Source organism: Streptomyces sp. NPDC036764 (assembly GCF_055609385.1).
This window is the reverse complement of record NZ_JBVJPT010000006.1, coordinates 398,328-413,646: the sequence shown is the minus strand read 5'-3', so window position 1 is coordinate 413,646 and position 15,319 is coordinate 398,328. Positions and strand designations below refer to the sequence as shown.

Genomic DNA, 15,319 nt, shown 5'->3' with positions numbered 1-15,319 from the left:
TGAAGAGATGCCGTTGACCCCCGAGGACGTGCGGAACAAGCAGTTCACGACCGTCCGCCTCCGAGAAGGCTATGACGAGGACGAGGTCGATGCCTTCCTCGATGAGGTCGAAGCCGAACTGACGCGCCTGCTCCGCGAGAACGAGGACCTGCGCGCCAAGCTGGCCGCGGCCACGCGTGCTGCTGCCCAGAACCAGCAGAACATGCGCAAGCCTCCGGAGGGGCCCGGCGGTCCGCAGGACCAGCAGCAGGGCGGTATGCCCCAGCAGGGTGGAATGCCTCAGGGCGGCATGCCCCAGCAGGGCATGCGCGGTCCCGGGGCTCCCGTACCCGCCGGCATATCGGGCCCGCCGCAGCAGCAGATGGGTGGCCCCATGGGTGGTCCGCCCCAGTTGCCGAGCGGTGCCCCGCAGCTGCCCGCCGGTCCCGGCGGTCAGGGTGGCCCTCAGGGTCCCGGTCCGATGGGCCAGGGTCCGGGGCCGATGGGCCAGCCCCCCATGCAGCAGATGGGCGGCCCGATGGGCGGTCCTATGGGTGGCCCGATGGGCGGTCCCGGTCAGGGCGGCCCCGGCGGCGACAGCGCCGCGCGCGTTCTGTCGCTCGCGCAGCAGACCGCTGACCAGGCGATCGCCGAGGCTCGTTCCGAGGCCAACAAGATCGTCGGCGAGGCGCGTTCGCGTGCCGAGGGTCTTGAGCGTGACGCCCGTGCCAAGGCCGACGCCCTGGAGCGGGACGCGCAGGAGAAGCACCGCGTCGCGATGGGCTCCCTGGAGTCCGCCCGCGCCACGCTGGAGCGCAAGGTCGAGGACCTGCGCGGCTTCGAGCGCGAGTACCGCACGCGGCTGAAGTCCTACCTCGAGTCCCAGTTGCGCCAGCTCGAGACTCAGGCGGACGACTCGCTCGCCCCGCCGCGCACGCCCGCTGCGGCGTCCCTCCCGCCGTCCCCGGCGCCTTCCATGGCACCGGCCGGCGCGAGTGCCCCGTCGTACGGCGGCAACCAGACGATGGGCGGCGCCCCGTCTCCGGCTGCTCCGTCCTACGGCGGTCAGCAGCAGATGTCCCCGGCGATGACCCAGCCGATGGCTCCGGTCCGGCCGCAGGGTCCGGGCCCCATGGGCCAGGCCCCGTCGCCGATGCGCGGGTTCCTCATCGACGAGGACGACAACTGACGGTTGGTAGTACGCCGTAGGCGTCGGCAGCGTTCAGGGCGGGGCCCCGGATATTGATCCGGGGCCCCGCCCTTTTGCTACGCGTGTTCGCGGAGTCTGCGGTGTTTGTTCGGGGGTGGGTGTGGTGTCCGACGTACGCAACGCCGAAGGCCCGGGACCACCAAGATTCTTTGGCGGTCCCGGGCCTTCGGTCGTGCTGCTGAGGCTCGCTACTGCTTGCGCAGGCGGAACGTCAGGGTCAGTCCCTCGTCCGTGAAGGCGGAGCCGTACGTGTCGTCCGCCTCGCCCTGGGCGAAGTCCGTCGCCAGGACCTCGTCGGCGATCAACTCGGCGTGCCCGCCGAGCGCCGCGATCGTCGCCGGGTCCATCGCCGTCCAGCGCAGGGCGATGCGGTCGGCCACGTCCAGGCCGCTGTTCTTACGGGCCTCCTGGATCAGGCGGATCGCGTCACGGGCCAGGCCCGCCCGGCGCAGCTCCTCCGTGATCTCCAGGTCGAGGGCGACCGTCGCGCCCGAGTCGGAGGCGACCGACCAACCCTCGCGCGGGGTCTCCGTGATGATCACCTCGTCCGGGGCGAGCGTCACCGTCTCACCGTCGACCTCCACCGAGGCCGTGCCCTCGCGCAGGGCCAGGGACAGCGCCGCCGCGTCGGCGTTCGCTACGGCCTTCGCCACGTCCTGGACGCGCTTGCCGAACCGCTTGCCCAGGGCGCGGAAGTTGGCCTTGGCGGTGGTGTCCACCAGGCTGCCGCCGACCTCGGACAGCGACGCCAGCGACGAGACGTTCAGCTCCTCGGTGATCTGCGCGTGCAGCTCGGAGTCGAGGGTCTCGAAGCCCGCGACGGCCACCAGGGCCCGGGACAGCGGCTGGCGGGTCTTGACGCCCGACTCCGCGCGCGTGGCACGGCCCAGCTCGACCAGCCGGCGCACCAGGACCATCTGCTTCGACAGCTCCGGGTCGATCGCCGACAGGTCCGCCTCCGGCCAGGAGGAGAGGTGGACCGACTCCGGGGCGCCGGGGGTGACCGGGACGATCAGGTCCTGCCAGACCCGCTCGGTGATGAACGGGGTCAGCGGGGCCATCAGCTTGGTGACCGTCTCGACGACCTCGTGCAGCGTGCGCAGGGCCGCCTTGTCGCCCTGCCAGAAGCGGCGACGCGAGCGGCGTACGTACCAGTTGGACAGGTCGTCGACGAACGCCGAGAGGAGCTTGCCGGCGCGCTGGGTGTCGTAGGCGTCCAGGGACTGGGTCATCTGGTCGACCAGCGCGTGCAGTTCGGACAGCAGCCAGCGGTCCAGGACCGGGCGGTCGGCCGGGGCCGGGTCGGCCGCGGAGGGCGCCCAGTTCGACGTGCGGGCGTACAGGGCCTGGAAGGCGACCGTGTTCCAGTACGTCAGGAGGGTCTTGCGGACGACCTCCTGGATCGTGCCGTGGCCCACGCGGCGTGCCGCCCACGGGGAGCCGCCGGCCGCCATGAACCAGCGGACCGCGTCGGCGCCGTGCTGGTCCATCAGCGGGATCGGCTGGAGGATGTTGCCCAGGTGCTTGGACATCTTGCGGCCGTCCTCGGCGAGGATGTGGCCGAGGCAGACGACGTTCTCGTACGACGACTTGTCGAAGACCAGCGTGCCGATCGCCATCAGCGTGTAGAACCAGCCGCGGGTCTGGTCGATGGCCTCACAGATGAACTGCGCCGGATAGCGGGCCTCGAACAGCTCCTTGTTCTTGTACGGGTAGCCCCACTGCGCGAACGGCATCGAGCCCGAGTCGTACCAGGCGTCGATGACCTCCGGCACGCGCGTGGCCGTCTTCGCGCAACTCGGGCAGTCGAAGGTGACGTCGTCGATGAACGGGCGGTGCGGGTCCAGGCCCGACTGGTCGGTGCCGGTCAGCTCGGTGAGCTCCGCGCGGGAGCCGACCACGGTGAGGTGGTCGTCCTCGCAGCGCCAGATCGGCAGCGGGGTGCCCCAGTAGCGGTTGCGGGACAGCGCCCAGTCGATGTTGTTGTTCAGCCAGTCGCCGTACCGGCCGTGCTTGACCGTCTCCGGGAACCAGTTGGTGTCCTCGTTCTCCTGGAGGAGGCGGTCCTTGATGGCGGTGGTGCGGATGTACCAGGACGGCTGCGCGTAGTAGAGCAGCGCGGTGTGGCAGCGCCAGCAGTGCGGGTAGCTGTGCTCGTACGGGATGTGCCTGAAGAGCAGACCGCGCTGCTGGAGGTCCTCGGTGAGCTTTTCGTCCGCCTTCTTGAAGAAGACGCCGCCGACCAGGGGGACGTCCTCCTCGAAGGTGCCGTCCGGGCGGACCGGGTTCACCACCGGCAGGCCGTACGCGCGGCAGACCTTGAGGTCGTCCTCACCGAAGGCGGGGGACTGGTGGACCAGACCCGTGCCGTCCTCGGTCGTGACGTACTCGGCGTTGACCACGTAGTGGGCCTCGGCCGGGAACTCCACGAGCTCGAAGGGACGTTGATACGTCCAGCGCTCCATCTCGGCGCCGGTGAAGGTCTGGCCGGTGGTCTCCCAGCCCTCGCCGAGGGCCTTGGCGACGAGCGGCTCGGCGACGACGAGCTTCTCCTCGCCATTGGTCGCGACGACGTAGGTGACCTCGGGGTGCGCGGCCACGGCCGTGTTGGAGACGAGCGTCCAGGGCGTGGTCGTCCACACCAGGAGGGCGGCCTCGCCGGCGAGCGGACCGGAGGTGAGCGGGAAACGGACGTACACGGACGGGTCGACGACCGTCTCGTAGCCCTGTGCCAGCTCGTGGTCGGACAGGCCGGTGCCGCAGCGCGGGCACCAGGGGGCGACGCGGTGGTCCTGGACCAGCAGGCCCTTGTTGAAGATCTCCTTCAGCGACCACCAGACGGACTCGATGTACTCGGGTTCCATCGTGACGTAGGCGTCGTCGAGGTCGACCCAGTAGCCCATGCGGGTCGTCAGGTCGGAGAAGGCGTCGGTGTGGCGCAGCACGGAGTCGCGGCACTTGGCGTTGAACTCGGCGATGCCGTACGCCTCGATGTCCTTCTTGCCGCTGAAGCCGAGCTCCTTCTCGACCGCCAGCTCCACCGGGAGGCCGTGGCAGTCCCAGCCGGCCTTGCGGGCCACGTGGTAGCCGCGCATGGTGCGGAAGCGGGGGAAGACGTCCTTGAAGACGCGGGCCTCGATGTGGTGGGCGCCGGGCATGCCGTTGGCGGTGGGCGGGCCCTCGTAGAACACCCACTCGGGGCGGCCCTCGGACTGCTCCAGGCTCTTGGCGAAGATCTTCTGCTCGCGCCAGAAGTCGAGCACCGCGTGCTCGAGCGCGGGCAGGTCGACCTGGGCGGGCACCTGGCGGTACGTCGGCGTTGTCATCAGCGAGCTTCCTCCGGCGGACTTGCTGCCTTCCGTCCGGAGGGACGAGAGCCGAGTCTTTCCTTACGCCGGTTTCGGCGCGCTCCCGCGGTACCACCCTCCTTGGCCCTCCGACGCGGGGTGTGCGTCGGCGAGCCCCCTCATTGGGGTCGCGATGCCGGTTCTACTCGCCCTCGCAAGGCTTTCCTCCGGCGGCTCCGGGGTGATCTTCACGTCGCGCTCGCCCCCGGGCTTCCACCGTCCCCGGGTCGCTCTGGGCTGCGTACGCCGCTACTCGTCCCCATCCACGCTTTTCGCTCCGCCCAGTGTACGGCGCCGCGCGGACAGCGGCCGACCGGTTTTCCCGGGCGCGGGGACGGGTGCCGAGGCCCGGGATCGGGGCGGGGCTCGGATTCGGGCTCGGGTGTGGGCCGCGATGACCCGAATGGTGCGGTACGTCTGTTCGGATTCTGGGACGTCCGGCTCGTCGGCATACCCCGCGGGGAGCTGGGCACAACGCATGCAGGTCTGCCGCGCGGCATGCGCGAGGCGGGCGAATCGGGCGGTGTGCCCCGTTGCCGCGGGACTCAAGTCGATTTATCGTCCCAGCACGATTCGCGAGCAAGATCACAATATGTGAAGGGGCCGCGGCATGGTGGCGAAGAAGACCGCCGTACAGCAGTCGGCGTCGAGCAGATCCACCCATGTGCGTGCCGGTGCCTCCGGTGGGGCGGCCAAGGACGTTCACGGGAAGAAGGCCGCACAGGTGGTCGCCGCGGAGGAGAAGGAGAAGGGCCGGAAAGGGGCCGGCCAGGAGACCGCCAAGGCGGCCGGCAAGGCTGCGGGGAAGAAAACGGCCGCCGCTCCCAAGGCGGCCGGGAAGAAGGCGGCCGGCAAGAAGGCCGTCGGCAAGGAGAAGGCGGCTGAGGGGGAGGCCCTCAAGGAGGCGGGGGAGGCCGAGCAGGCGGCAGCCGGCAAGACCGCGTCCAAGAGGAAGGCGGCGAAGGGACGAGCGGCCGAGGAGGCCGTGGCCGAGAAGGGCCAGGCCGAGGAGGCCGCGGCCAAGAAGGGTGCCGTCAAGAAGAGCACTGCCAAGAAGAGCGCCGCCAAGAAGAGCGCGGCCGGGAAACCGGCGGCCGCCGAGAGCAGGGTCAAGAAGGTGGGCGCGGCGCAGGCCGCGGAGCAGACGGGAGCCACGACGGTGGTTGCGAAGAAGACCCCTGGCACGGCCACGGCGGCCAAGACCGCCGTTCCCAAGGCACGCGTCGCCGCGGCGGTGGAGCCCGGCGAGCTCGCGGTGCGCCCCGGTGAGGACCCCTGGACCTCGGAGGAGGTCGAGGAGGCGCGGGCCGAGCTGATGGCCGAGGAGATGCGGCTGCGCAACGAGATCGAGTCGTCCGAGCAGTCCCTCGTCGGCCTGATGCGGGACTCCGGGGACGGCGCGGGCGACGACCAGGCCGACACCGGCGCCAAGAACATCACGCGCGAGCACGAGCTGGCGCTCGCCGCGAACGCCCGCGAGATGCTCATCCAGACCGAGCGCGCCCTGGAGAGGCTCGACGCGGGCACCTACGGCCTGTGCGAGAACTGCGGGAACCCGATCGGCAAGGCCCGTATGCAGGCATTCCCGCGCGCGACCCTGTGCGTCGAGTGCAAGCAGAAGCAGGAACGGCGGTACTGACCGGTGGCCCGGGCCCCGGGGGACGTGTCGTACTCTCGTCCTCAGTCAGGTACCTAGGTCGAGGGACTCACGTGGCAGAGGCGGAGCGCATCATCGGTACGCCGGATACCCCAGAGCCGGCGGCGGCCGAGCCGGAGCAGTCCGGCGGCGACACGTCGCAGGGCGCTGCGGCCGAGCGGCCCCGGGGCAGGCGCCGGATCGCCGTGCTGTTCGGCGTCGCGGTGTTCGCGTACGCCCTCGACCTGATCAGCAAGATGATCGTGGTCGCCAAGCTCGAGCACCATCCGCCGATAGAGATCATCGGGGACTGGCTGAAGTTCGAGGCGATCCGTAACGCGGGCGCGGCCTTCGGCTTCGGCGAGGCCTTCACGGTGATCTTCACGGTGATCGCGGCGGCGGTGATCGTGGTGATCGCCCGGCTCGCCCGCAAGCTGTACAGCCTGCCCTGGGCGATCGCGCTCGGCCTGCTGCTCGGTGGTGCGCTCGGCAACCTGACCGACCGGATCTTCCGCTCGCCGGGCGTCTTCGAGGGCGCGGTCGTGGACTTCATCGCGCCCAAGCACTTCGCCGTGTTCAATCTCGCCGATTCGGCGATCGTGTGCGGTGGCATCCTGATCGTGCTGCTGTCGTTCCGGGGGCTGGACCCCGACGGCACCGTGCACAAGGACTGATTCCCGCAAGGGACTGCGAGCGTTATCCACAGGCTCCGTACGGGGGTGTCGGCCCGGTCCGGCATACTCGTCGGGTGAGCACGATTCCCGAGATCCGAACCCTGCCCGTGCCCGACGGCCTGGAGGGCGAGCGCGTCGACGCCGCCATCTCCCGGATGTTCGGCTTCTCCCGTACCAAGGCGGCCGAGCTTGCCGCGGCGGGAAAGGTCACGGTCGACGGATCGGTGGTCGGGAAGTCCGAGCGGGTGCACGGCGGGGCCTGGCTGGAGGTCGAGATGCCTGGTGCGCCCGCGCCGGTGCAGATCGTCGCCGAGCCGGTCGAGGGCATGGAGATCGTGCACGACGACGATGACGTGGTCGTGATCGTCAAGCCGGTCGGCGTCGCCGCGCATCCGTCGCCGGGCTGGAGCGGGACGACGGTCATCGGCGGGCTCGCCGCGGCCGGGTACCGGATCTCGACGTCCGGCGCCGCCGAGCGTCAGGGCATCGTCCACCGCCTCGACGTGGGCACCTCCGGCCTGATGGTGGTCGCCAAGTCGGAGCGCGCCTACACCTCGCTCAAGCGCCAGTTCAAGGAGCGCACGGTCGACAAGCGGTACCACACGCTCGTCCAGGGCCACCCGGACCCGACCAGCGGCACCATCGACGCCCCGATCGGCCGCCACCCGAACCACGACTACAAGTGGGCGGTCACGGCCGACGGCAAGCCGTCGATCACGCACTACGACCTCATCGAGGCGTTCCGCGCGGCCTCCCTGCTCGACGTGAAGCTGGAGACCGGGCGCACCCACCAGATCCGCGTCCACATGGCGGCCCACCGGCACCCCTGCGTCGGCGACCTGACCTACGGCGCCGACCCCACGCTCGCCAAGCGGCTGCGGCTGACCCGCCAGTGGCTGCACGCGGTGCGGCTCGGCTTCGAGCACCCGGGGGACGGCCAGTGGGTGGAGTTCGAGAGCGACTACCCGGCCGACCTCCAGAAGGCGCTGGACCAGGTCCGCGAGGAGACGTGGGGATGAGCTCCGCGCCGTATGCCGTGCGGGTCGCCGAAGACCCGGCCGACCGCGAGGCGTGCTTCGCCGTGCGCAAGGAGGTCTTCGTCGTCGAGCAGGGCGTCCCGCAGGAGATCGAGTACGACGCCCACGACGCCGGTGCCGTGCATGTGCTGGCGGTCCGGGAGGACGGGCTGCCGCTCGGGACCGGGCGGCTGCTGTACGGCGAGGCGGCCGCGGCCAGGACCGACGGCGACCCGTCGGTGGGGTCGCTGGGGCGGCTCGCCGTGACGCAGCAGGCCCGCGGGCTGGGCGTCGGGGCGGCCCTGGTACGGGCGATAGAGGACGCGGCACGCGCGCGCGGCCTCGCCGCCGTCGACCTGCACGCGCAGACGCACGCCCTGGGGTTCTACGAGCGGCTGGGGTACGTGGCGTACGGGCCGGAGTTCCCGGACGCGGGGATACCGCACCGGGCGATGCGGCGCGCTCTGTAACCGAGGGGCACGCAGCCGCTGGTGAGAAGGGCGCCGTGGCAGGCTTGAGGTCTGCCTGTGGAAGCCGAGATCACCGGAGCGCTGACCGTGGATCAGTTGGCCCTGTTGTTCGTGCTGTTGCTCGGGGCCGTGGTGAGTGTCCCGGTGGGGGAGCGGTTCGGGCTGCCCGCGCCGGTGCTGATGACCCTGCTCGGGATCGTGCTCGCGCTGCTGGAGTTCGTACCGAACGTCGACGTGCCGCCGGATCTGATCCTCCCGCTGCTGCTGCCGCCCCTGCTGTACGCGGCCGTACGGCGCACCTCGTGGCGGCAGTTCGCGGCGAACGTGCGCCCCATCTTCCTGCTCGCCGTGGCGCTGGTGTTCGTCACGACGTTCTGCGTGGCCGCGGTCGCCCACGCGATCGTGCCGGGGCTGCCGCTCGCCGCCGCCGTGGCGCTGGGCGCGCTCGTCGCGCCGCCCGATCCGGTCGCCGCGACCGCCGTCGCCGGACAACTCGGGCTGCCGAGGCGTCTGGTGTCCATCCTGGAGGGCGAGGGGCTCTTCAACGACGTGACGGCCATCGTGCTCTACCACGTGGCCATCGCCGCCGCCGTGAGCGGCGACTTCACCGCATGGGAGGCGGGACTCGATCTCGTTCTGTCCGCCGTCGTCGCGCTGGCCGTCGGGCTCGCCCTCGGGTGGGGCGCCAACAAGCTGATGGATCTGCTGGGGGACGCGACCCTCCAGATCGGGCTCTCGCTGCTCGTGCCGTACGCCTCGTACGTGCTGGCGGAGGAGCTGCACGGCTCCGGTGTGCTCGCCGTGCTCGTCACCGCCCTGTTCCTCGCCGAGTACGCCACCGACGCCGACGACGTGATGACGCGGCTCGCCGGGCACACCTTCTGGGACATCGTCGACACGCTGGTCACCGGCGTCGCGTTCGGGCTGATCGGGCTCGAACTGCACATCGCGGTGCGCACGGCGTCCGGGCGCTGGCAGGAGATGCTCGGCTGGGCGGCCACGGTGGTCGGGGTCGTCGTGGTGGTCCGGCTGCTGTGGCTGCTGCCGGCCACCTGGCTCACCAAGCGGCTGCACGCCAAGCGGGACGTGGACGAGGAGATCCCGGTGAGCTGGCGCGAGACCGTCGTGATGTGGTGGTCGGGGATGCGCGGCGTGGCGTCCGTGGCCCTGGCGCTGGCCATCCCCCTGGAGACCGACTCGGGCGCTCCCTTCCCCGACCGGAACGAGATCGTGTTCATCGCGTTCGGGGTGATCATGGCGACGCTGGTGGTGCAGGGGCTGACTCTGCCGTGGCTGGTGAAACGGCTCGGGGTGCGCGCCGACAGCGAGCAGGGGAAGGAGTTCGAGAAGCAGCTCGCGGTACGCGCGGCCAAGGCGGCGAAGCGGCGGCTGCGGGAGATCGAGGCCGTCGAGGATCTGCCGGAGGAGCTGTCCGAGCAGATGCTGCGGCGGGCGTTCGACATCGGGCTGCGGATCAGCCCGGAGATGGGGGAGGAGGAGCGGCGTGAGGCGCATCAGCAGCGTGCGCGGCGGCTGAAGCGGGTGCGGCGGATCCAGGGCGAGATGCTGAGCGCGGCACGCCACGAGGTGCTGGCGGCGCGCAGCGAGTCGGGGGCCGATCCCGAGGTGGTGGACCGGGTGCTGCGGCATTTGGACGTGCGCAGCCTCAGGTGATCGTGCTGCCGGTGCCCCCTTTTCGTAGGATCTGATCATGGCTCGCAACGTGGTGATCAGTGGAGGCGGTACGGGAATCGGGCTCGCGGCGGCGCAGCTCTTCGCGGCGGACGGGGACCGGGTGCTGCTGCTCGGCAGACGTGCCGAGGTGCTGGAGCAGGCCGGCGTGCCGGGCGCCCTCACCTACGCGGCGGATCTGAGCAGGCCGCGCGGGGTGCGGGGTGTGGAGCGGTTCGTGGCGTCGGAGCTCGGCACCGTGGACGTACTGATCCACAGCGCGGGTGGCTCCGGGCACCGTGAGCCCGAGGTGGACAGCGACGAGCCCCTCGACGTCGTCCTGCACAACTGGACCCTGAACTTCGGTCTCAACACCCTGACCGCGGCCCTGCTCACCGAGGCCCTGAAGGACCGGCTCGCGGACCCCGGCGGGCGGGTGCTGTTCCTCAGCTCCATCGCCGCCTTCCGGGGGTCCGGCAGCGGGGCGTACGCGGCGTCCAAGGCCGCGCTGCACCCGTACGCCCACGATCTGGCCCGGCAGTTGGGGCCGCGCGGGATCACCGTGAACGTGGTCGCGCCCGGCTATGTCGAGGACACCGAGTTCTTCGGCGACGGGATGGACGAGGAGCGGCGGGCGAGGCTCGTCGCGGAGACCTCGACCGGGCGGTCCGGTGCGCCGGGGGACGTCGCCGCGACCCTGCACTGGCTGGCGTCCCACGGCGCCGGGCACATCACCTCGCAGATCATCCAGGTCAACGGAGGGGCCGAGCGCGGCCACTGAGCCGGTCAGGGACGGCCGGCAGTGGTCGCGGACGGTCGGCCGGCGATCAGGTGCGGTCGGCGGGCGGTCAGGGGCGGTCCGGGCGGGCCGCCGGCTGGTGGTCGTGCTGGTGGGTGCGGCGGGCGCCCGGGAGACGGCCGGGGACGGGAAAGCCGGGCGGCAGGGCAGCGTCCGCCGCGTTGACGCGCGGCAGCGCGTACGGGTGGCGCTCGGCCAGCCAGCGGATCAGCCGCTCGCGCACCGTGACCCGGACCGTCCACAGGTCGTCCGCGTCCTTCGCCGTGACCAGGGCCCGCACCTCCATCGTGCTGTGCGTGGAGTCGGTGACGACCAGGCCGTAGTCGCGGCCGTCCCATGCCGGGCACTCGCGCAGGATGTCCCGGAGCTGCTCGCGCATGGCCTCCAGCGGTGCCGAGTGGTCGAGATGGAGGAAGACGGTGCCGGTCATCTGGGCGCCGCCGCGCGACCAGTTCTCGAACGCCTTCGACGTGAAGTACGACACGGGCATCGTGATCCGGCGCTCGTCCCAGGTCCGCACCGTCAGGAACGTCAGGGTGATCTCCTCGACGGTGCCCCACTCGTCGTCCACCACGACGGTGTCCCCGATGCGCACCATGTCGCCGAAGGCGATCTGGAGCCCGGCGAACATGTTGCTCAGCGTCGACTGGGCCGCGACACCGGCGACGATGCCGAGGATGCCGGCCGAGGCCAGCAGCGAGGCACCGGCCGCGCGCATCGCCGGGAACGTCAGCAGCATCGACGCAGCCGCGACCACGCCGACGACCGCGGACACCACACGCATGATCAACGTCACCTGGGTGCGCACCCTGCGGACCCGGGCCGGATCGCGGTGCACCCGGGCATAGCGGCTGTACGTCGTCTCCACGACGGCCGCCGCGATCCGGATCGCCAGCCAGGCCGCCGCCCCGATCAGCACCAGCGTCAGCACCCTGCCGATCGCGACCCGGTTCTCCTGGAACAGCTCGGCCTCGTCGTAGGACCCTCTGAGCAGGGCCGTGCACAGCACGAGCTGGTAGGGAACGCGGGCCTGGCGCAGCAGACCCCACAGCGGTGTCTCACTGTGGCGTTCGTCGGCCTTGCACATGAGGCGGTCGGTGGCCCACCCGATGATCAGGGTGAGCAGCACCGAGCCACCGATCACGATCAGCGGTCGGAGTACGGTCTCCATGCCTCAGAACGTAACCAGCCGAGGGGGGTCGTGAACATGCGCGACGGTGAGGCGGTGGTCACGGCACTGTCGTACCCGGCTGGCACCATGGCCTCATGAACATCATGCTGTTTCACTCGACCTATGGCCTCAGGCCCGCCGTGCAGCAGGCCGCGGACCGGCTGCGTGCCGCCGGACACGAGGTGTGGACGCCGGACCTGTTCGAGGGCCGCACGTTCGACACGGTCGAGGAGGGCATGGAGTTCAACCAGCGGATCGGCAAGGACGAGCTGCTGAAGCGAGCCGTGCTCGCCGCCGCGCCCTACTCGGAGCGGGGGCTGGTCTACGCCGGGTTCTCGCTCGGCGCCTCCATCGCCCAGACCCTCGGGCTCGGTGACGAGAAGGCGCGCGGACTGCTGCTTTTGCACGGCACGTCGGACATCGCGGCCGGTGCCTCGGTGGACGAGCTGCCGGTGCAGCTCCATGTGGCCGAGCCGGACCCGTTTGAGACAGACGACTGGCTGAGCGCCTGGTATCTCCAGATGGGCAGAGCGGGCGCCGACGTCGAGGTGTACAGATACGCCGGGGCGGGCCACCTCTACACCGATCCCGAACTGCCGGACTACGACGAGGAGGCCGCCGAGGCCACCTGGCGGGTGGCGCTCGGCTTCCTCGAAACCCTCCGGTAGTCCGTCACAGGGTCACACGGGGTCGTAGGTGCGTTCGACCTTCTGCGTGCCGCTGCGCGTGCGGTACGAACGCGCCCAGGACGCGCCGGAGTCCTGCTTGGTCTTGTCGGACAGGACGTAGTAGTCCATCTGCGCGCGGTCGGCCGTGATGTCCAGGATGCCGTAGCCGTGGCGGTCGGTGTCGACCCAGTGGACGTGGCGGTTGGCGGCCCTGATGATCGGCGAGGCGATCGCGGAGACGGTTCCCTCGGGGACCTTCACGATGTCGTCGAGGTTGTCGGAGGTGACCGACGTGACGACGAACTCCGTGGCGGCGGAGGCGGACAGCGGGTAGGTACCGGCGTCCACCGGCACGTCGTTGGCCCACGCCATGTGGATGTCGCCGGTCAGGAACACGGTGTTGCGGATCGCGTTCGAGCGCAGATGGGCGAGCAGCTCGCGGCGGTCGTCCGTGTAGCCGTCCCACTGGTCGGTGTTGAGGGCGAGGCCCTCCTGCGGCAGGCCCAGCAGCTTGGCCAGCGGCTTGAGCAGGTCCGCGGAGAGGGAGCCGATCGCGAACGGCGAGATCATCACCGAGTTGCCGACCAGCCGCCAGGTGGTGTCGGAGGACTTCAGGCCCGCCTTCAGCCAGTCCAGTTGGGCGCGGCCGGTGAGGGTGCGGTCCGGGTCGTCGACGTCGCCGTTGCCGACCTTGACCTGCTGCGAGCGGAAGGAACGCAGGTCCAGCAGGGAGAGGTCGGCGAGCTTGCCGAAGCGCAGCCGCCGGTAGGTGGTGCCGGCGATGGCCGGACGCACCGGCATCCACTCGAAGTACGCCTGCTTGGCGGCGGCCTGACGCGCGGCCCAGGCGCCCTCGGCGCCCTCGGTGTGGTTCTCGGCACCGCCCGACCAGGCGTCGTTGGCCATCTCGTGGTCGTCCCAGATCGCGATGACGGGCGCCTTCGTGTGCAGCGCCTGGAGATCGGGGTCCGTCTTGTACTTGCCGTGCCGGCCGCGGTAGTCGGCGAGCGTGAGGATCTCGCCCGCGGGCTCCGTCTGCCGTACGACGGTGCCGCGCGTGCCGTACTGGCCGGTGCCGTACTCGTAGATGTAGTCGCCGAGGTGCAGCCAGGCGTCCAGGTCACCGCGGGCGGCGAGGTGGCGGTACGAGGCGAAGTAGCCGGCCTCCCAGTTGGCGCAGGAGACCACGCCGAAGCGCAGGCCGGCGACGGAGGCGTTCGCCGCCGGCGCGGTGCGGGTGCGCGCCACCGGGGAGTCCGTGCCGCCGGCCGAGAAGCGGAACCAGTAGTCGGTGGCCGGCTCCAGGCCGCGTATGTCCGCCTTCACCGTGTGGTCGGAGGCGGCGGTCGCGGTGGTCGAGCCCTTGGCGACGATGTTCGTCAGCGCCTTGTCCCGGGCGACGACCCAACTGACCTCGGTGGGACGCCCGATCCCGGAGCCGGGCGTCGCCTCGGCGGTCGGCGTCACCCGGGTCCACAGCAGGACGCCGTCGGGCAGCGGGTCACCGGAGGCGACGCCGTGCAGGAAGGCGGGGCCCGCTTCGGCGGCACCGGCGGGCAGCGCCGCGGCGAGCGGACCCGCCAGGACAGCCGTCGCCGCCGCGGCCTTGACGACCGTACGGCGGCGAGGGGCGAGGGAGTTGTGCTGCTCTGGTGATCTGTATCGACTGGTCACAGCCGATCAGGTTACTGACTGGTATGAACAAGAGCGGGCGAACTCACAAAAGTTCGCCCGCTCTTCCTCTGAAGGTTCGATTCAGCCCTTGAGGGCGGTCTCGATCGCCTTGTTGAAGTCGGGCACCGTCATCGGGGCGTTCTTGCCGTCCGCCCCGGTGAGCTTCTTGCCGTCCATGACGAGGCTCGGCGTGCCGTTGACGTCGTCCTTGTTCGTGTTGAACGTGTGGGACATGGCCAGCGCCCACGCGTCGTACGTGCCGTTCTTCACGGCGTCCTGGAACTTCTTGTTGTTCTTGAGGGCGTCGACGGAGTCACCCACCTCGATCAGGTAGTCGTCGCTCTTGAGCTTGTCCTCCGACTCCTCGGGGTGGTACTTCGCCGAGTAGAGGGCCTCCTTGTACTCCAGGAAGGCCTCGGGGCTGACGTTCAGGGCGGCGCCGAGGGCGCTCATCGCGTTCTTGGAGCCCTCGCCCCGGGAACCGATCTCCAGCTTGCCGTCCTTGTCGGTGTCACCGTCCAGGAAGGTGCCGCCGATGAACTGGATCTTGTACTTGCCCTCGTCGTAGCCCTTCTTGACGGTCGAGCCGACGGTCTGCTCGAACGAGGCGCAGATCGGGCAGCGCGGGTCCTCGTACAGCTTCAGGGTCTTCTTCGCGCTGCTCTTGCCGATGACCACGGTGGTGCCGTTCTCGCCCGAGGTGTTGGCGGGTGCGACGACCTTCTGGTCCAGTACGGCCTCCCACTGGCTGGGCTTGTTGGCCTGGACGACCGCGTAGCTGATGCCGCCGGCTATCGCCAGGACGCCGACGATGGAGCCGGCGACGATGAGCTGTCGCTTGACCTTCGCCCGCTTCGCCTCGCGCTCGCGCTCGATGCGCAGCCGCTCCCGGGCCGCCGTCTTCGCGGCCTGGCTGTTCCGCTTGCTCATGTTGGTGATCTCCATGGGGACACGCACACGTCGTGTGCGGGATACGTATGGGTGGGCTGTGCTGCTCGGTCGCC

General features: G+C 70.6%; 12 protein-coding genes. 8 read left to right on the top strand and 4 right to left on the bottom strand.

The window, feature by feature from the left end; translation table 11 throughout:
- Positions 1-7: 7 nt before the first annotated feature.
- The gene (locus tag ACZ69Q_RS24710) at positions 8-1,168 is read left to right on the top strand and encodes a DivIVA domain-containing protein (protein WP_471045504.1); all 1,161 of its coding nucleotides are present in this window, start codon (positions 8-10) and stop codon (positions 1,166-1,168) included.
- A gap of 209 nt (positions 1,169-1,377) precedes the next feature.
- Here ACZ69Q_RS24710 and ileS read toward each other — a convergent pair whose 3' ends face one another.
- Positions 1,378-4,515, bottom strand: coding sequence for an isoleucine--tRNA ligase (gene ileS, locus ACZ69Q_RS24705; protein WP_471045501.1), 3,138 nt, complete (start codon positions 4,513-4,515; stop codon positions 1,378-1,380).
- Positions 4,516-5,146: 631 nt separating this feature from the next.
- On the opposite strand from ileS, the gene ACZ69Q_RS24700 reads away from it, so the two are divergent.
- From ACZ69Q_RS24700 to ACZ69Q_RS24675, 6 genes are all read left to right on the top strand, one after another.
- Positions 5,147-6,175 (top strand): TraR/DksA family transcriptional regulator, encoded by a 1,029-nt coding sequence (locus ACZ69Q_RS24700; RefSeq protein ID WP_471045498.1) that lies wholly within the window; start codon positions 5,147-5,149, stop codon positions 6,173-6,175.
- Between the two features lie 71 nt (positions 6,176-6,246).
- Positions 6,247-6,846, top strand: a complete 600-nt coding sequence (gene lspA / locus ACZ69Q_RS24695) for a signal peptidase II (protein WP_471045496.1) — start codon at positions 6,247-6,249, stop codon at positions 6,844-6,846.
- Positions 6,847-6,920: 74 nt separating this feature from the next.
- Positions 6,921-7,865, top strand: a complete 945-nt coding sequence (locus tag ACZ69Q_RS24690; RefSeq protein WP_471045493.1) for an RluA family pseudouridine synthase — start codon at positions 6,921-6,923, stop codon at positions 7,863-7,865.
- A complete protein-coding gene (locus tag ACZ69Q_RS24685) occupies positions 7,862-8,332 on the top strand; it encodes a GNAT family N-acetyltransferase (RefSeq protein WP_471045490.1) in 471 nt (156 codons plus the stop codon). Before ACZ69Q_RS24690 ends, ACZ69Q_RS24685 begins: the two co-directional genes overlap by 4 nt.
- Before the next feature lie 87 nt (positions 8,333-8,419).
- A complete protein-coding gene (locus ACZ69Q_RS24680) occupies positions 8,420-10,006 on the top strand; it encodes a Na+/H+ antiporter (protein ID WP_471045601.1) in 1,587 nt (528 codons plus the stop codon).
- Positions 10,007-10,043: 37 nt separating this feature from the next.
- Complete coding sequence (locus ACZ69Q_RS24675; protein WP_471045487.1) at positions 10,044-10,784, top strand: SDR family NAD(P)-dependent oxidoreductase; 741 nt, start codon at positions 10,044-10,046, stop codon at positions 10,782-10,784.
- Positions 10,785-10,851: 67 nt separating this feature from the next.
- Here the strand turns inward: ACZ69Q_RS24675 and ACZ69Q_RS24670 are convergent, their stop codons facing one another.
- Positions 10,852-11,973 carry a mechanosensitive ion channel family protein gene (locus ACZ69Q_RS24670; RefSeq protein ID WP_471045485.1) on the bottom strand — a complete coding sequence of 374 codons (1,122 nt, stop codon included), beginning with the start codon at positions 11,971-11,973 and terminating at the stop codon, positions 10,852-10,854.
- A 95-nt stretch (positions 11,974-12,068) separates the two neighbouring features.
- On the opposite strand from ACZ69Q_RS24670, the gene ACZ69Q_RS24665 reads away from it, so the two are divergent.
- Positions 12,069-12,641 carry a dienelactone hydrolase family protein gene (locus tag ACZ69Q_RS24665; RefSeq protein WP_471045483.1) on the top strand — a complete coding sequence of 191 codons (573 nt, stop codon included), beginning with the start codon at positions 12,069-12,071 and terminating at the stop codon, positions 12,639-12,641.
- 12 nt (positions 12,642-12,653) lie between these two features.
- Here the strand turns inward: ACZ69Q_RS24665 and ACZ69Q_RS24660 are convergent, their stop codons facing one another.
- Together ACZ69Q_RS24660 and ACZ69Q_RS24655 are read right to left on the bottom strand one after the other, a co-directional pair.
- Positions 12,654-14,315 (bottom strand): alkaline phosphatase D family protein, encoded by a 1,662-nt coding sequence (locus tag ACZ69Q_RS24660; protein WP_471045480.1) that lies wholly within the window; start codon positions 14,313-14,315, stop codon positions 12,654-12,656.
- 81 nt (positions 14,316-14,396) lie between these two features.
- On the bottom strand, positions 14,397-15,245 hold the full coding sequence (locus ACZ69Q_RS24655; RefSeq protein ID WP_471045479.1) for a thioredoxin domain-containing protein: 849 nt from the start codon (positions 15,243-15,245) through the stop codon (positions 14,397-14,399).
- Positions 15,246-15,319: the final 74 nt, after the last annotated feature.